The organism is Sagittula sp. NFXS13 (assembly GCF_040148795.1).
Taxonomy (GTDB): domain Bacteria; phylum Pseudomonadota; class Alphaproteobacteria; order Rhodobacterales; family Rhodobacteraceae; genus Sagittula; species Sagittula marina.
In genome coordinates, this window is record NZ_JAGEMH010000002.1 from 342,141 (window position 1) to 358,661 (window position 16,521).

A 16,521-nucleotide genomic window follows, 5' to 3' on the forward strand; every position below is an offset into this window, starting at 1 on the left:
TCACCCGGCATGCGTGCCTTGTCCAGTCACGACCGCGGTAGGGTCCGTTTTGAATGGAATGCCAATGGCTTTACCCAGCAGACCCGTTGCGTCCCTATTTAGGGCTTTGTAAAGTCGTGAAGCTGTATGAGCGCGGCGACATCAAAATACGGGACCGACATGACCATTACGCACCTCGTGACCCACTCGGGCGGTTTCCACGCTGATGAGCTTCTGTCCTCCGTAATTCTCACCCGGCTTTATCCTGACGCAACCATCCTCCGCAGTCGCGAGCCCGAATGGATCAGCGCCTCGCCGGATCGTATCGTCTATGATGTGGGCCGGGAGTATGACGCGGCGCAGCAGGTCTTTGATCACCATCAACGTCCCGCGCCCAGCCGAGAGGACGGTCAGCCCTACAGCTCTTTTGGCCTGATCTGGAAGCACTATGGCCTCGCCTACCTGGAGGCGATGGGCGTGCCGGAGGAGCACCGTGCCGATGTGCACTTTAAGATGGATACGGGCTTTGTCCTGCCCATCGACCTGATGGACAACGGCGCGATGGAACCCTCCGTCGCCGGTCCGTTGGCCGGGCTGACCCTGCCGGTGCTGCTGGAAACGCTCAAACCGGTGTTCGATGATCGCGGAGACGGTGCTGATGATGCGGCCTTTGCCAATGCATTGATTGTTGCGCGCAGCTTTGTGGAGGCGTCAGTGCGTGGCAAACACGCGAAACTGCGTGCCTCTGACATGGTGAAGGACGCCATCACAGCCGCCGGTACGGGGCGCGTTCTGGAACTGCCGATGGGGATGCCATTTCGCTCTGCCGTCGAAGAGACCGGCGCGGACCACCTGCTGTTTGTGGTGCACCCCCGCGACGCCGACTGGGCGCTGACCGGCATTCGCGTCAGCGGTGACAGCTTTGAGCAGCGCGCCAATCTGCCAGAAGCCTGGGCCGGGCTGACGGATGAGGCCTTGGAGGCGGCGAGTGGCGTCAAGGGCGCAAAGTTTTGCCACAACGGTCGTTTCATCGCCGTGGCAAGCTCGCGTGAGGCGGTTCTGAAAATGGCAGAGATCGCCGTGACCGCGGCTGAGGCAGATTCGGCTGCTCACGTAGGTTGAAAGGCGCGCTGCGCTCGGGTTGTTTCCGCTCTTGAACTTATGAGCCCTGCACAATGTCGCAGCCGGATTTTTCTTCCGCGCTGTCATTGATCGTTGGGCGCCTTGTCAGACGGGCTGTCTAGGGTCAGGACCCTTTGATTTCCGTCCAGCGGCCTGTTTCACGCTTCGAAAAACGCGCGGTGACCATGTCTGATCTCTTCCGGCTGACGGATGCGCAGGTGACGAGTCTTGAGCCCTTCTTCCCCGAGTCCCACGGCAAGCCACGCGTGATGATCGACGTGTGTTTAGCGGCATTATCTTCATTAATCGAAACGGGTTGAGTTGGCGCGACGCCCCATCGGCCTAGGGCCCACACAAAACGCTCTATAATCGTTGTAAGCGATGGGGCTAGTGGCAAACGCCACCGATCCGAGTGCCGCCACGAACAAGGCATCTTCGCCCGGATGATGGTCGGCCTAGCTGCCGAACACGGCGAAGAGAAGACTGCGATGATCCCCTCTCGGGCCATCGCTTCGTGGTACCCTGCCGGGCAGTGGACGCCACCCACCTGAAGGCCCACCGTACCGCGACCAGCATGGCCGCGAAAAAGGGGGGGGTGTGGACGCTTGATCGGTCTCACCAAGGGCGGCATGAACCGTTGCCCAGCAGGGCAGTGCGCAGCAATGTCCCGACAGGGACCAAGTTGCATGCCATTTGCGACAGCCGGGGACGTCCGCTCAACCTGTTCGTCACGATCACATTCCTGATCCTCGTCCTGTTTGGGCTACCGCTGGCCTTTTCGCTGCGGGTTTCGGCGCTTGCAGTTCTGTGGATGGCCGGGATTGGCGCTCTCGTTTTCCCACCGCGGCTGATGAATGAGGTTAATTCTGTTCTGCTGATCTCCATCCCGTTGTTCATGATGGCAGGCGAGTGGATGCTCATGGGGGGCATCATTGTGAGGTTGGTGAACTTTTGAATGCCATCATCGGGCGGATGCGCAGCGGGATGGCTCAGGTGGCGATCGTGTCCAGGGCTGGACTTGCTTCGGTGTCAGGGGCGGTAGCAGATGCCTCAGCCCTGTCCTTGGCGCTATGGCTCCGCAAGCAGTACGGACTGGGGCTTCCCGTGGTGTGATCGCGGCGGCTGACAGCCTTGGGTTCAGTCCGGTGCGATGATCGTCTAGGCCTTCATGGCGGGCTCATCCATAAGCCTCGGCGGACACGTTTATGGCCAGCGTTGTGCCGGCTGATCGCAAGAAGGCGTGGTCTACACCTCGTTCATCAGGCTTTTGGTCACACGAAGACTACAATTTTCAAATCTGCCGGGCGTGCTTCTGACCGCAGCGAAAACGCAGACGCTGGTTGCAGCGATGATTGCCATCGCCGCGACCGTCACGTTTTTGTTCACCGTCGATATGCACGCGTTCCAGCTGGCAGCTCTGCTTCAGGACGGCGCGCGACGCCCCTTTGTGTTCCTCTGCCTCTTGGCTGAATGCCATGGCATGTTCATGGAATTCAAAGGGGCCGATATCATGCAGGTGCCTTTGTTTGTTTCTATCACGGCCAGCCATGGCATTGACCCGCTGCATTTTGGGGGGCCTGTTCGTTCTGAATTTCGTGTGTGTGTGGCTTTGCTCGTCGTGACGGCCGTCAGCGCGTTGCATCAACGGGCTTGGCAGGCGTGTGAGCCGGATCAAAACCAACACAGACACGATTTTGCGGTGGCCTGAGACGGAGGACGCGCGGCATAACCTGTCGAAGGGCATCTGCCGTGGCGTATCAAAGCCCGCAAAGTCACACACATGGAACTCACGCGAAGCCAGTTGATCTGCGCCGCCCGGTCCCCATAGGGTCGGCGCAATCTGGCCCTGAAGGCCGCTTTCGAAGCCGGTCGCGCGCTGTCGCTTCTGCTTGATCCCGTTTGCAAAGGGCCTGTTCACGTCGTGCTGGGCGGTGCGTGAGGAATACGTGTTTTCCCCACGCGGATGCACCCGATATGATGTGCCTTTAGCTTGGCAAGTATTCCTTGCTCCAGCTTTCGCTGACCTGACCGGACTTCAGCATCCGCTCGATGGCCGCGTCAGAATAGCCAAGGTCGTTGAGGATGGTGCGCGTCGAGGTGCCAAACTTTTCCGTCGGTGAAAGCGCGTAGACCTTCCCGCGGGTGGGGCGTACCGCGTAGGGGTCCAGCTGGATGATCTCATGGCCGCTGGGGTGATCTGCGTAATGTGAGAAGGAATAGCTGCCGTTGTCGGTGCCGGGCGTACCATCGGGTTCGCGCAGGTTCTCGGATCGCAGGGCGTCGATGTTGTTGCAGATCGCACAGCCGATGTCCGCCGCGCGCAGGCGCGTAATCCATTCCGTCGCAGGATGCATCTGGAAGGCCCCGGCAAGGAAGGCCGCACGCTCTTCTTCGGGGATGTCAGGCAGCTCTTCGAGCCCTTCGACATTTCGGAATCTTGGCAGGTCGGATTCGTAAGCGCAGAGCAGCATGTAGATGCCCGACGCCGTGCTGTAGAACCGCGAAAGGGAGTCGTAGCCGTTGACCTCCGGCCCCGACGGCTCGTCGAACAAGCCGCGCCCGCGAAAGTCATAGGCGAACGGGATCTGCAACAGACCGCTGTTGGCGCTCAGCGACGTGCGCCCACGCCCAATGCGGCCAAAGCGGTGCTTTTGATACAGGGCGCTCGCGACCGCCAGTGCTCCGCCAAAGCCGCACATCACGTCGATGGTGCCCACATGCGCATGCTCTTCGGGGCGGTCCATCGCCCCGCCAAATCGCAGCATGATGCCCGTGGTTGCCTGCACAAGATCGTCGTAGCCGATGTAGTCAGTCCGCACCCCGCGCCGGACACCGCTGAAACAGTCCAGCTTGCAAAAGATCGCCTCCGGATTCAGCTTGCGCAGATTTTCGGCGTCCAGTCCCATCCGCTTGATCTGGCTGTCCGGAGCGTTCCAAAAGATCACGTCAACGGATTTCACCAGATCTTCGAGCACCTTGCGCCCGTGTTCCGACTTGGCATCCGCGAGGATGGATTTCTTGCCACGCCCTTGGCTCAGCCCATAGGTCACGGTGTTCCAACTGTCATAAAGCGGCACCGCCGGATCGAATTTGATCACCTCCGCGCCAAAACGCGCAAGGTAGCTGGCAGAGTGCGGCCCCGCGATGACGTTGCACATGTCCAGCACGCGCACACCCGACAGCCACCCCTCTTGCGCGATGCCGTCCTCTGGATCCGGGATGTCGGTCCGCAGTTTTTTGAGCTTTTTCAGTGCCTCATCGAATTCGACCCACCGGCGCGGCGCGGGGCTGAGTGCCTCTTCGCCGCTTTCCTCCATCCAGACGATGGGGCCGGGCTGCGTCATCTCTCCGTATTCCGGATCCCAGACGTCGATCATCAAACCGGCGGCCTCGGCGTATTCGTCGTTGATCCACTCCTGCAGCCAGCGCTGCGGCGCGCCGGGAATGCCCGCCCGGCCAAACATCCGCTTCCACTCGTGCGAGGTGCGGGTCATAAAGATCTCTTTCATCCGCGCCGCCAGCTTGTCGGCCCAGAATTTCGGCATGGGATAGACGCCAAGCGAGGTGTCGGTTTCCCACTCGGACACCGGCTTGTAGGTGTCTTCTTCTTCGGTCAGCCCCTCTTCGATCATCTCGTTGTATATGCCGAGCACCTCAAGACAACGTCGCGCATGATGCTTGTGGCTGGGGCAGACGACGTAGAACATACGTCCGTCCTTGCACATGTAGCTGCGGAAAAACGGGTCCAGCAGCTCCTGCAAATCCTCGTAGGACACGTTCATGGGCAGCCCCTCGATGCGGCGCCGCTCGATTTCCGTCTCACGCTGGGTCAGATAGCGCTCCGGCATGTCCGAGACCTTGATGGAGTTGTAGCACAGCCCCTCCATCACGGCGGCGGCCAGCGGCACTTCGATCTGATCGCCAAGCCCGGTCAACTGCCGCGATTGCAGCGCCAGAACCGTGGCTGATGCCGCGATTTGCGAGGCATAGGCCGACGCCAGAGGCAGCGGAGAAAACGACGGGCTCAGCCCCATCAAAACCCGGTTCAACCCCATATCGGTGAACACGCCAGAGCTGGCCGCAACCACACTTTCGAACGCCCGCTGCTCACGGCGCTCCGCGTCGTTGGAGGCAAAGCCCGGCAGCGAAATGGTGATCAGTTCCGGGCGTTCCTCGCGCATCATGGCAAAGTCGATCCCCAGCGCGGCCAGCTTTCCGGGGCGAAAGTTCTCGACGATGATGTCAGCCTCGGCACACAGCGCGCGCGCCTTTTCCAGCCCTTCCTCCGTCTTCAGGTCAAGCGTCACGATCAGTTTGTTGCGCATCAGCGTGGCGTTGGCCGGACTGTCCCACATCGGACCATCGGGCGGGTCGATATGCACCACGGTCGCGCCCAGATCTCCCAGCAGCATCGCCACGGCGGGGCCTGCGATGTACTGGCCAAAATCGACCACTTTGACCCCGGTCAAGGGCAGGTTGGAAAATGACTGACGCATGTGGCCTCCGAAGGGAAAGAGAGGGGTCTGAAAGGGTTAGTGCCCCGCCAAAATCCAGCGAGCCGCTTTTTCAGCGATCATCAAGGTCGGTGAATTGGTGTTGCCGCTGGTGATCTCAGGCATGACGCTGGCGTCCACAACGCGCAGACCGTTCACGCCCTTCATCCGCAAGTGCGGGTCCAGAACGGCGCTGTCATCATCGTCGCGCCCCATCTTTACGGTGCCTGCGGGATGAAAGATCGTGCTGGCAATATCACCCGCCAGCCGCGTCAGATCTTCATCGGTCTGATACTGCGGACCGGGTTTGTATTCTTCGGGCTTGTAGCGCTTCATGGCGGGCTGTTCCATGATCTTGCGCACCTGTCGCAGGCTGTCGGCGGCGACTTTGCGATCCTCGGCGGTGTCCAGGTAGTTGGGCGAAATCATCGGTGCATCACGGAAATTGGCCGACCGAATTCGCACCGTGCCCCGGCTTGTCGGGTTCAGGTTACACACGCTGACCGTCATCGCCGGAAAGGCATGCAGCGGGTCGCCGAAGGCCTCAAGGCTCAGCGGCTGTACGTGGTATTCCAGATTGGCATGGCTGCGGCTCGGGTCCGACCGGGTGAACGCGCCAAGCTGGCTGGGCGACATGCTCATGGGGCCGGTGCGCTTGAACATATATTCCGCGCCGATCATCGCCTTGCCAAACAGGTTGGCGGCCAGAGTGTTCAGGGTCTTTGTGCCGTTGACCTTGTACACCGCGCGGATTTGCAGGTGATCTTGCAGGTTCTCGCCCACCGGCGCATCGCGCAGCACCTCGATACCGTGCTCCTTCAGCACCGCCGCCGGACCAATCCCCGACAGCTGCAAAATCTGCGGGGAATTCACCGCGCCAGCCGACAGCACCGTTTCACGCCGAGCGGTGACGGGCACGGTCCGTCCCTTGTGATTGACCTTTGCCCCGGTACAGCGCAGGTGGCCGTCTTTGGTCTCGAACGTCAGGGTTTCGACCTGCGCTTCGGTCCAGACGGTCAGGTTCGGGCGCTTCTTGGCAGGGCGCAGGAATGCCTTGGAGGTGTTCCACCGCCAGCCGGACCTTTGGTTGACGTCGAAGTACCCCACACCGGCATTGTCGCCGCTGTTGAAATCGTCGGTCTTTTCAATGCCGATCTCGGTGGCGGCGTCGGCAAAACTGTCGAGCAGGTCCCAGCGCAGACGTTGCTTTTCCACGCGCCATTCGCCACCGGAGCCATGCATGTCAGAGAACCGGCTGTTGTCGCCGGTCACCGGATCGTTGCCATCGTCAAGCTTGTGGTGGTCCTCATGCGCCATGAAGTCGGCCAGAGAGCGCTCCCACCCCCATGCGTCATCCCCCGACAGCTCCGCCCAGTTGTCGTAGTCGCGTGCCTGCCCGCGCATGTAGATCATGCCATTGATCGAGGAACAGCCGCCCAGCGTCTTGCCGCGCGGATACAGCAGGGTGCGCCCGTTGAGGCCCTTGTCAGGTTCGGTGGAATACATCCAGTCGGTGCGAGGGTTGCCGATGCAATAAAGGTATCCGACGGGGACGTGAATCCAGTGGTAATTGTCAGGCTTGCCCGCCTCGAGCAGCAGCACCTTGTTGGCAGGATCCGCGCTCAGCCGGTTGGCCAGCAGGCACCCCGCAGAGCCAGCACCAATCACGATGAAATCAAATTGCGGTCCCGTCTCGGTCATGGTGGTGTCTCCCTGCATGTTCAGCTGCGACAGGAGGGTGGCACACAAATGTCCTCCGAACGAGCTGGCGCGGAGATCCATGCGGCTGATGCACTCCTCCCGGCGCAGCAACTTACACTGGAGTAGAAAACTGAATGAGACATTTCCAATGACAAATTTCTAGACGTGATATTAAAGATTGTAATATGGAGAGAGTGTCGAACCCGAACAGCATATTGGCCTTTGTGACCGTCGCCCGTGAGGGCAGCGTGTCCCGCGCCGCAGACGTTTTGAATCTGACCCAACCAGCGGTCAGCCATCAGATCAGGCGCCTGAGCGAGGACATCGGCCTCACGCTCTTCACCCGCACGCCGCGTGGCCTGGTGCTGACGCCGGACGCCACGGCCATCCTGCCCAAGGCGGAGCAGGTGCTGGCCGCCCTGTCAGAGTTCCGTCGCAGCGCCAGCCAGCAGATCGGGCAGGTCTCCGGGACGTTGCGGATCGGGACGATCGTCGATCCGTCGTTCATCCGGCTCGGCCGCCTGCTCAGCCAGCTTGGGGCGGTGTATCCCCTGATTTCCACCGCGCTGGTGCATGGCGTCAGCGGTGAGATCCTTGAAAAAGTGCAGCGCCATCAAATTGATGCGGGGTTCTTCCTGTCAGACGCGGGCGGTTTCGACACCCTCCCGTCAGAGCAGCCTCTGCATGTGCGCCGCCTGGCCGAATTCAAGTATCGGATCATTGCCCCGCCGGGGTGGGAAAGCCGCGTTGCGGGGGCAGGGTGGCGCGACCTCGCCGCGCTGCCGTGGATCGGGACGCCGCCCGCATCCGTTCACAATCGCCTTCTGTCAAAGATTTTTGCAGAGCATGGATGTGCGCAAAACGTCGTGGCGTTGGTGGATCATGAGGCGTCGATGCTGGAAATGGTCCGCTCCGGCGTGGGTCTTAGCCTGAGCCGGGACTCCATCGCGCTGCACGAACGCCAGACCTTTGGCCTCGTTGTCTGCGACAATCTGAGCGTGCCGGCTTGCCTTGGTATGCTGACGTTGGAGGAGCGTCGCGATACGCCCGTGGTTTCCGCGCTTTTTGATCAGCTGGAAGCGGTCTGGCGGCAAAGCCCGAACGGGTCGTCCTTTGCCACGGAACAGATTTAGCGTGCGCCAGCCCTCAGTTCCGCCAGATGATGTCGGTCGTCCATGGACGATAGCATCACCGCCGCCACGATGCCGATCACCACGCCAAGCAGGGAATCCAGAACCCTTTCCGACGCCAGATCTGCCCCGGACAAACCGGGCGCAGCAAGGTCGCTCATGATGAGCGCCATCGGCGTCACAAAAATCTGGCCAAGCCAGTAGTTCGCGCCGATCACCAGTTCCGTCAGCATTTGCAGAACAAAGATCAGCGCGACCACGGTCAAAGCCGACGGCTCTTGTGTCAGTATGACCCACGCGAGCATTGATCCGACAACTGCCCCTGCCATCCTTTGCAGGGCACGGTGCATATTGATGTTCAGGAACGGCCCCTGAAGCACCACCATCGCCCCCATGCCGGCCCAGACCGGGTGATTTGCCCCCCATGCGTGGCTGACGATCAACGCCACTCCACAGCCAATGAGGATACGGGCGGAGGCGATCAGGCGATGCCGCAGCGGGCGCAATTGCTCCATGGGCAAAGGACGTTCTGCTGATGGGCGCAGGCGCAATCGGTCGGTGGCCACGCAGATCACGAAGGCCAGCAAGGCGACCGCCGCCGTGGCTGCGGTGCGTTCGAATGCGACGGCCACATCGGTTACAGGTGCCAGCGACGCGCCCCCGGCAAAGGCAAAGATCAGCGCGCCGGGAGGACCGAACCGCCCGCTGATGGTGATGAAATAGGCCACGCCAAACGCCAGTGACAGCGCGCCAAGCTGAAACAACGGCTCCGCGTACAGCGAGGCAAGGCTCATGAGCAAAACCATGAGCACCTGCGTCAAACCGGCGAGCGCCACAACCTTTGCCCGTCCCACAGGCGTGTCAAACCGCCCGAACAGCGCGACCATCCCACCCAATGCCGCGTATCCCACCATATGCGCAGCGGGCGACATCAAAATCAGCGGCAGGGCAATTGCGCTCGTTGCACCCGCTTGAAAGCCCGCCAGCAATGAATTGCGCAAAAAGGCAGGCTTCGCGACGGTGAAGCCGGATCGAAGATGATCGGGGGCCATGAGGTGACGAAAGGCTTCGAGGCGCCCCATCGGGGCAATGGCGGCAGCGGTGCTCATGGCTTTGTGCCTTTCCGGTCGGTCTCTGCTGCAACGAGCCGGGCGTCGATGCGTCCAATCAGCGTTGTCATCGTTTCGATCTCATCGTCAGACAGATCGGCGAGGATCTCTGTCTCCGCCTGAATCAGTTCCGCGCGGATCTTGGCCACCCGGTCCTGGCCTGCGTCGGTCAGGTAGACGAGCTTGGCACGTCCGTCCGAGGAATCAGGGCGACGTTCCACAAGGCCCTCCCGACACAGAATGTCGATGATCCGCACAAGGCTTGAACTGTCGACACCCACCAGCAGCGCCAAGGCTTTTTGTGTGAGCCCTCCGCCGGTTTCATGCAGGTGGACAAGCGGCACCCAGATCGCGCCGGTCACTCCGGAGTCCGAGAGATGCGCATCAAGCGCCCGACGCCAGCGCCGCGCAACGAGGGAAAAGCGCAGGCCAAAGCGCGCGCGGGTGGAAAGGTTTTGATCAGACATGCGCCGTGAGTGACGCAAACTAAATTGCATTGCAATTCAAATCATATTTGGATTGCGCGGTGCAGAGCGGAGTTGCGTAGATTTCATGGCTGCAACGCGTTGGCGACCGAAGCGACGATGCCTATCCTCATGTCACCAAGCGCGGGTATTAATCACTGCTATCCCTGCCGCTGGCGCGCCCACGTCGCACGAGCAGGCGCGACCGGGCAAAAATGCCAGCCGCGAGCTCTGCAAGAAGTCACGCCAAAGAAAGGTGTTTACCCACCAAAGCCCGTGCGTCCGGAACCTGTGGTGCCGAAGCCGCCACGCGACGTCGCGGTCGCGCGGGACATGGGTGCCTTACCCGCCGTCGAGGTCGGTCGGACGAACTGCGAGGTGCCCATCTTGGTTGCCCCGGAATTGCTGGAAAACGTGCTGGTGCGCGCAGCATTGGTAAATCGCCCGTCGGACGTCTTATACAGCGGTTGCGACGCGGCCATGCCGGATCGACCGCTCAGCATATTCCCCATCAGGTAGCCGGCCAGCAGGGGCATGAAGATCCCGCCAGAGCCGCCGGACGTCGCCGCGGCTTCCGTCCCGCAGGCCCCTTCGCCATGTTGCTCCTCGCAGACGGTCAGGCTGTCATAGCGCGGCGCGGACTCCACATGCAGGGTCTGCGCATCGGCAAAAGCGGTTTCGCAATCCTGAGCGGAGAACATGCCGCCCGGTTGAACCTGATCCTGACAGCTTTGCAGATCCGGAAAGGCGGCGGCATCGACCTGCTCTTCGCGGCATCCCGCAACGGTAAAGGCGGCGGCGCCGAGGATTGCGATGGCGACATGTCTGGAACGTTTGGTCATGGAAGTCCTTTTCTTGGCCAGAGCGGGCGGGGAGCGTTCGGTCAGGCCGTAATATAATGCGGTTTGAAGCGGGATAAATCCTGCGTGATCCGGGAGCGGTCTTCGCGGATACCGATCCCGACACAGCTTTGCCCCACGATCCATGCGCCGACCACGGGCCGAAACCCGTCGAACTGCGGCAAAGGTGCATAGGCCTGCAGGATGCGGGGATGCTCCGCGTACTCGGTATTCGCAGACTGTTCGACCAACTGTCCGGCCTTGAGGATCGACACCGAGGCCCCTTCGCGCGACAGGATCGGCTTCAGCACGTGCCCTGCCTCCAGCTCGGCCTGCGCACGGGCAAAGCTGTCGGCATGCGCGCCGCGCCCGGCCTCGAGATCCTCAAGATCGGCCTCGAAAAAAGCGGGGAGCAGATTTGCGTGCCCCTCGAACATCTGCCAAAGCACGGGCAACAGGCCCTTGTTCGACAACAGAGCTTTCCAGGCCGGTTCCAGAAACAGGCAGCCTGATCCGGCGATATGTGCGGCGTAATCGTCGCGCAGCAGGTCTTCCCACGGATACAGTTTGAACAAGACGCCAATGCGTCGGTCCTGATCATCCAGAAAGTGACCGTCGTCGCTCAGGCCGATCTTGTCGAGGTCGGCGTAGTGCGCCCCCAGCCCGGCTTCGCGGGCGGCCCAGCCCATGGCTTCGACGGTGCCGTAATCCTCGGGATTGCCTCCGACAGCCGTGAAATGCAGATTGCTGTCCTTCTCGAACAGCTCTGCGAACCGCGCCACCAAGGCTTCGTGGATGCCGTTGAACTGGTCTGCACCCTCAGGCAGAACGCCGGCGGCCAGTTGGTCCTCAAGCCATTGCCACTGAAACGCGGCGCTTTCGTAAAGCGATGTCGGCGTGTCAGCGTTGTATTCAAGAAGCTTGGCAGGCGATTTGCCATCATAGGCGAAATCGAACCGCCCGTAGATCTCTGGGTCGTTATTGCGCCAGCTGTCAGCAATCAGGTCGCGATGCGCCTCCGGAATGGCGAGCTTGTCCAGCAGCTCTTCGGTCGTCAGGATGTGCGCCACGGCCTCCCGGCACATACTGTGCAACTCGGTGGCCGGATCTTCCAACCCGGTCTCTATTTGCTCAAGCGAGAATGCGTAGGCCGAGGATTCATCCCAGTAAGGCTCCCCATGCATGTCGGCAAAGGTAAAGCCCACCTCCCTGGCATGCTCCCGCCAATGCGGGCGTTCGGGCAGGGATGTTTTTTGCATCAATAGCTCCTGAGTTTTCTCGCTTGATATAAGCACTCATGGTGGCCGCCACCAGACGCGCGCAGCATTTCAGCCCAGGTCAGTCAGGCCTCTGCGAAGGCATCAAACGGCAGATGCTCCAGGATCGTGTAGACAAAGATGTCGATTTCCAGCGCCAGCCCGACCTCGAACGCGTTCAGTTCTGGCCCGCTCCAGGTGGTCTGTTCCAGCCGGTTCAGCAGCGCCTGCCGGGTCTCTTCGTCGTTGGCTGGCAGGGCCGCTGTCCCGGCGGCGCGCAGCAGGTCGATGCGCTTGTGAACCTCGCGCATCCCCGAAAACGCTTCCATCATCAGGCGCGTCAGGTGCGGCTGTGTCTGCCACGATTGTCCGGCAAAGACCTCCTGAACCACACGATTGCCCGCGCCCAGACAGTCGTATGCCACGCAGCCCGGCATGCCTTTTTCGGTCAGCCTGTCATGGATCGTACAAAGATGCCCCGAAAGATTGCGGCATGGTTCGCCAGGGTTCTTGTCAAATGCGAAATCTTTGCCCTTGTCGAACGCCAGCGCGAGGCAACACAGCGCCGCGCATTTCGAGCAGTCGGTCTTGAGAAGGTCGGTCTGGGGCATGGCGGCTCTCGGTTCCCAACTTTTGCTGGACGGGGGACTGGGCCACGACATCTCTCACATCAGCCGAGGAATGCAAGCCTCGGACCCCTTCCCAAAAGAGCACCTGCGGCGGCCCGGATGGTACATTCGGCCACATTAGAGGGGGGCAGGACGCTTCATCTGATCCGGTGGCTCTTCACTCAAGCCACTTCCGTCGCGTTGCAGCGGTGCGGCATGGTCCCCGGTTTTGGACGATGGCCAGTGCTCACATGCGTCTACCCATGCGCCGCCGAAACAGCGGGAGCATTTGTGCGTGGCTGTTCTTGACCGACGGACCCTTACCCGAGCGTGTCGGCCAAGTTGACATTAAGGGTGCCCGCCAGGCAGCGGGTAAATACCGCTTGGACCGCCGGGCCTCTGCGCCCGCTCAGATGTCCCGCAGCTTGTCCTTCAGCCCGGCCAAACGGTCGCGGTTGAGGCAAGGTTCGGGCAGGGCGCGCGTGTCCTCCGAGGGGGTGGCCAGCCAGTGATCGCAGCCTTCGGCCCATTGGCAACCACGGCAGCGCGTAACGATGTCGGCCCAGTGGCTGTGGTCCAGCACGCCGGCATCCATGGCCCGCACGAGGTCCACGCCCGTCGCCTTGGCCATGCGCTGCACCAGCCAGTAATGATCGATTTCCGCCCCCAGCACGGGCGGATGCGCGGTCCCGTCAGCCATGATCCAACGCCTTGCGCAAGTCATCCAGCATCTCGGTGTTGCGGCAATAGTCCGGGGTGCCCTGTGCGACGCGCTGTTGACTGGCAAGCCAGGAGCGACAGTGTTCGGGGTTGGAACAGCCAGTGCAGCGCAGCACGGCGTCGGCAAGATCGGGGGTGGTCACCCGCCCGCGCATCATCTGCTCTTCAAGGTCGATGCCCTGTGCGGTGGCCATTCGGTCGACGAGCTCTGCATGTTTCTTCAAAACGGCTGGGCTTTGCATGGCGCCACTCCCTTGATGTGTCCTGTTGGTGATCACAACCTAGGGGATGACGCCATGTGCCGCTTTGATTCAGGTCAACAGGCGCGAGGGCTGGTCTATTGCAGTTTCGCCGCCGTGCGGCGCACGATCTCCATCCGCGCGGCGTTGGGCGGGTGAGAGCCAAGGAAACGGTTGCCCGGGTCGGGAATGCGGCTGAAGAAGGCTGCCCCGCGCACCGGATCATAGCCCGCACGGTGCGCAATGATGGTGCCGAGCTGGTCGGCCTCAAGCTCGAAATCCTTGGAATAGGTGCGTGCGCCCACGGCGGCCCCCATCTGCTCCGCATTGCGGATAACCTCCACATCCGCGCCCATCACGGCGGCCGTCCCGGCAAAGATGACCGCGCCAAGCGTTGCAGTCTCGCGCGTTTTGGTCAGGTGGCTTTCGATGTGATGCGCAGCCTCATGCCCCATGACAAAGGCCAGCTCGTCGGCATTGCGCACCGAATTGATCAACCCGAGGTTAAAGGCGAGGATCGGGCGGCCGAAACTGTCCACCGTCTGAAACGCGTTCGGCGGCTGATTCAGCCGGTCATCCACCACGATCTGAAAGTCGCAATTCACCCCGCGTGTCTGCGACCGGCACAGTTGTTCAGCCACTGGTTCCACGGTCTCCACCACCTGAACGAATTGCCGGGCGGCGTCATTGGCGCGCAACTGCGCCGGGCTGGCGTCGCTGCTCATCGGCGAGGGCACAGGCATGTTCGCGGACGGCACGGCACAGCCCGCAAGGGTCACGGCAGACAGCGACAAGGCGGCCAGCAGGCGCAGGGGAGAGAATCTCATTGAATGTCCCAAATCGTCAAAGTGTTGAGTTCAGCATAGGCGGCCCTCGCATGTCGCGCCAGCCATCGTGCTACACAAAAGCGACAGACCGCCGTTTGTGGTTTCGCTCCGCAGCAAGGCGCGCTACGATTCCGTCATGTTCAGCATAGAGCACGAATTTGACGCCACCGTTGTCACCCTCGTCGACGAAGGCAAAGCGCCCCTGCAGGAGGATGTGATCATCACGTCCTTCGAAGAATGCGTAACCGTCGTGCAATACGACCCACGCACCGACAGGGAGATGTCCGTCACCCTCAGCATCAGCCAGATGCAGGATCTCGTCGCGGCGGTAAACTTGCCTGAGGGATTGTATCGGCGCGAGGACTAGGCGCGGCTCAGTCGATCCGAAACTGCTTGTCCCGCGCGGTCTCGCCCCGCACCAGTGTCACACGCGATTTCGGCAGTCCCAACGCCTTGGCCAGTAATTTCTGTACGGCGGCGTTCGCTTTGCCGCCCTCTGGCACCGTGGTGACATAGACGCGCAGCGTATCCCCGTCGCGCGTGATGGCGTTGCGTGCAGCTTTTGGTGTCACGCGGCAGGCAATCAGCGCACCTGGCACCGCGAGGTCGGACAATTCACCCTTTTGCATGGGGTTGCGCTACCACCCGGAATGACGTTGCGCAACATTGGCGGTTGAATCCGGGCGCCAAACGCCCTTCATACCGTTACAAGACCAGAAGGAGAGGCCCCTTGCCCACGCCCAACACCGCCGCCATGGATTTCCTGCTGACCCGCCGGTCGCGCCCCGCCAAGACCCTGGTCGCACCCGCGCCTGACCGCGCCACGCTGGAAACCCTGCTGACCGCCGCCGCCCGCACGCCAGACCATGGGAAGCTGGAGCCGTGGCGCTTCATCGTCCTCGAAGGCGCGGCTCTGACACGCATGGCCGAGGCGACCGAACAAGCTGGCGTGCGGCTGGGCAAGGACGCAGACGCCATCGCCAAAGCCAAAAGCACGTGGCGCGATAGCCCGCTGTGCGTTGCGGTGATCGAGGTGCAAAAACCCTCCGACAAGGTGCCGCCGGTGGAGCAGACCTACTCGGCCGGGGCCGTCTGCCTCGCGCTGCTGAACGCCGCATTGGCATCCGGCTGGGGGGCGAACTGGCTGTCCGGCTGGGCCAGCCATGACCGCGATTTCGTGACAGAGGCCCTGTCGCTGGCAGAGAATGAATCCGTCGCGGGCTTCATGCATCTGGGCACCGAGCGCAGCGCCCCGCCGGATCGTCCGCGCCCCGACCTTGACCAGATCACCACTTGGGTTGACGCATGATCCCTTCCGCGTTTCTGAAGGCCATCGGCCAGCTTGACGATCCCAAGTTTCGCAAGGTTCTGGCGAAGGGCATCGGCTTTACGCTGCTGGTGCTCTTCGCCTTTGCGGCGTTTCTGGTCTGGGGCGCGGGCTGGTTGGTGGGTGACAGCCTCACCCTCCCGTGGATCGGCGAAATTACATGGGTCGACAATGTCTTGAGCTGGGCCATGGTGCCGGTGACCGCAGTTCTGTCGGTTTTCCTGATGGTGCCTGTGGCCTCTGCGGTGACGGGTCTGTTCCTCGAAGACGTGGCGCAGGCCGTCGAAGATCGCCACTACCCGCATCTGGGCCGCGCCGAACAGGTCCCGATCTCCGAAAGCATCATGGATGGCTTGGGATTTCTGGGGGTGCTGGCGCTGGCCAACATCGTGGCGCTGGTGCTTTATCTGCTGTTTGCGCCGCTCGCGCCTTTTATCTTCTGGGGGCTGAACGGCTTCTTGCTGGGGCGAGAGTATTTCATCCTTGCGGCCATGCGTCGTGTCGGCCGGGTGCAGGCAAAAAAGCTATGGAAACGCCACATCGCCACGATCTGGATCGGCGGCGTGCTGATGGCGCTGCCGCTGACCGTGCCGGTGGTGAACCTGTTGGTGCCCGTGCTGGGGGCCGCGACGTTTACGCATGTTTTCCACCGCCTGACAAACAAGGCCTGAGCGGCAGTGGTCGGGGCCTGGCCCCGACCTGATCGC

The 16,521-nt window shown here is 61.7% G+C and carries 17 protein-coding genes and 2 pseudogenes; 8 read left to right on the top strand and 11 right to left on the bottom strand.

All coding sequences use genetic code 11. The features are described 5' to 3' along the window. Nucleotides 1-159: 159 nt before the first annotated feature. The 4 genes and pseudogenes from J4E08_RS05990 to J4E08_RS06000 all read left to right on the top strand — a co-directional run bounded on the left by J4E08_RS05990 (nucleotide 160) and on the right by J4E08_RS06000 (nucleotide 2,809). Nucleotides 160-1,101 carry an MYG1 family protein gene (locus tag J4E08_RS05990; RefSeq protein ID WP_349537704.1) on the top strand — a complete coding sequence of 314 codons (942 nt, stop codon included), beginning with the start codon at nucleotides 160-162 and terminating at the stop codon, nucleotides 1,099-1,101. A gap of 185 nt (nucleotides 1,102-1,286) precedes the next feature. Next, a pseudogene (locus tag J4E08_RS05995) lies at nucleotides 1,287-1,834 on the top strand (transposase); the annotation flags it as partial. Nucleotides 1,835-1,882: 48 nt separating this feature from the next. Next, nucleotides 1,883-2,214, top strand: a pseudogene (locus tag J4E08_RS24490) (TRAP transporter large permease subunit). A 127-nt stretch (nucleotides 2,215-2,341) separates the two neighbouring features. Beyond that, a complete protein-coding gene (locus tag J4E08_RS06000; RefSeq protein ID WP_349537705.1) occupies nucleotides 2,342-2,809 on the top strand; it encodes a TRAP transporter large permease subunit in 468 nt (155 codons plus the stop codon). Nucleotides 2,810-3,086: 277 nt separating this feature from the next. On the opposite strand, the gene J4E08_RS06005 is transcribed toward J4E08_RS06000, so the two are convergent. Then, nucleotides 3,087-5,597 carry a CoA transferase gene (locus tag J4E08_RS06005; RefSeq protein ID WP_349537706.1) on the bottom strand — a complete coding sequence of 837 codons (2,511 nt, stop codon included), beginning with the start codon at nucleotides 5,595-5,597 and terminating at the stop codon, nucleotides 3,087-3,089. 36 nt (nucleotides 5,598-5,633) lie between these two features. Continuing rightward, nucleotides 5,634-7,295 carry a GMC family oxidoreductase gene (locus tag J4E08_RS06010; RefSeq protein WP_349537707.1) on the bottom strand — a complete coding sequence of 554 codons (1,662 nt, stop codon included), beginning with the start codon at nucleotides 7,293-7,295 and terminating at the stop codon, nucleotides 5,634-5,636. Nucleotides 7,296-7,480: 185 nt separating this feature from the next. Here J4E08_RS06010 and J4E08_RS06015 point away from each other — a divergent pair, with 185 nt between their 5' ends. Next, on the top strand, nucleotides 7,481-8,428 hold the full coding sequence (locus J4E08_RS06015) for a LysR family transcriptional regulator (protein WP_349537708.1): 948 nt from the start codon (nucleotides 7,481-7,483) through the stop codon (nucleotides 8,426-8,428). On the opposite strand, the gene J4E08_RS06020 is transcribed toward J4E08_RS06015, so the two are convergent. From J4E08_RS06020 to J4E08_RS06055, 8 genes are all read right to left on the bottom strand, one after another. Continuing rightward, on the bottom strand, nucleotides 8,425-9,534 hold the full coding sequence (locus tag J4E08_RS06020; RefSeq protein WP_349537709.1) for an FUSC family protein: 1,110 nt from the start codon (nucleotides 9,532-9,534) through the stop codon (nucleotides 8,425-8,427). The two genes, J4E08_RS06015 and J4E08_RS06020, sit on opposite strands and share 4 nt — an antisense overlap. Further along, nucleotides 9,531-10,001 (bottom strand): MarR family winged helix-turn-helix transcriptional regulator, encoded by a 471-nt coding sequence (locus tag J4E08_RS06025; protein WP_183962640.1) that lies wholly within the window; start codon nucleotides 9,999-10,001, stop codon nucleotides 9,531-9,533. Before J4E08_RS06025 ends, J4E08_RS06020 begins: the two co-directional genes overlap by 4 nt. Before the next feature lie 257 nt (nucleotides 10,002-10,258). Further along, a complete protein-coding gene (locus J4E08_RS06030; protein WP_349537710.1) occupies nucleotides 10,259-10,840 on the bottom strand; it encodes a DUF1190 domain-containing protein in 582 nt (193 codons plus the stop codon). 41 nt (nucleotides 10,841-10,881) lie between these two features. Further along, on the bottom strand, nucleotides 10,882-12,096 hold the full coding sequence (locus J4E08_RS06035; RefSeq protein ID WP_349537711.1) for a glutathionylspermidine synthase family protein: 1,215 nt from the start codon (nucleotides 12,094-12,096) through the stop codon (nucleotides 10,882-10,884). Between the two features lie 83 nt (nucleotides 12,097-12,179). Next, entirely contained in the window at nucleotides 12,180-12,704 is a 525-nt protein-coding gene (locus J4E08_RS06040; protein WP_349537712.1) for a hypothetical protein, read from the bottom strand. A 406-nt stretch (nucleotides 12,705-13,110) separates the two neighbouring features. Beyond that, nucleotides 13,111-13,401 carry a DUF6455 family protein gene (locus J4E08_RS06045; protein ID WP_349537713.1) on the bottom strand — a complete coding sequence of 97 codons (291 nt, stop codon included), beginning with the start codon at nucleotides 13,399-13,401 and terminating at the stop codon, nucleotides 13,111-13,113. Then, nucleotides 13,394-13,663, bottom strand: a complete 270-nt coding sequence (locus J4E08_RS06050; protein WP_349537714.1) for a DUF6455 family protein — start codon at nucleotides 13,661-13,663, stop codon at nucleotides 13,394-13,396. Before J4E08_RS06050 ends, J4E08_RS06045 begins: the two co-directional genes overlap by 8 nt. A gap of 95 nt (nucleotides 13,664-13,758) precedes the next feature. Then, nucleotides 13,759-14,487, bottom strand: coding sequence for a M48 family metallopeptidase (locus J4E08_RS06055; protein ID WP_349537715.1), 729 nt, complete (start codon nucleotides 14,485-14,487; stop codon nucleotides 13,759-13,761). 136 nt (nucleotides 14,488-14,623) lie between these two features. Between J4E08_RS06055 and J4E08_RS06060 the strand changes: the two genes are divergently transcribed. Beyond that, nucleotides 14,624-14,854 carry a DUF8831 family protein gene (locus J4E08_RS06060; RefSeq protein WP_183962647.1) on the top strand — a complete coding sequence of 77 codons (231 nt, stop codon included), beginning with the start codon at nucleotides 14,624-14,626 and terminating at the stop codon, nucleotides 14,852-14,854. Nucleotides 14,855-14,861: 7 nt separating this feature from the next. Here J4E08_RS06060 and J4E08_RS06065 read toward each other — a convergent pair whose 3' ends face one another. Beyond that, the gene (locus J4E08_RS06065) at nucleotides 14,862-15,116 is read right to left on the bottom strand and encodes a DUF167 domain-containing protein (protein WP_183962648.1); all 255 of its coding nucleotides are present in this window, start codon (nucleotides 15,114-15,116) and stop codon (nucleotides 14,862-14,864) included. Nucleotides 15,117-15,217: 101 nt separating this feature from the next. On the opposite strand from J4E08_RS06065, the gene J4E08_RS06070 reads away from it, so the two are divergent. Beyond that, the gene (locus J4E08_RS06070; RefSeq protein WP_349537716.1) at nucleotides 15,218-15,796 is read left to right on the top strand and encodes a nitroreductase family protein; all 579 of its coding nucleotides are present in this window, start codon (nucleotides 15,218-15,220) and stop codon (nucleotides 15,794-15,796) included. Then, nucleotides 15,793-16,485, top strand: a complete 693-nt coding sequence (locus J4E08_RS06075) for an EI24 domain-containing protein (protein WP_349537717.1) — start codon at nucleotides 15,793-15,795, stop codon at nucleotides 16,483-16,485. The genes J4E08_RS06070 and J4E08_RS06075 overlap by 4 nt, the downstream gene beginning before the upstream one ends. Nucleotides 16,486-16,521: the final 36 nt, after the last annotated feature.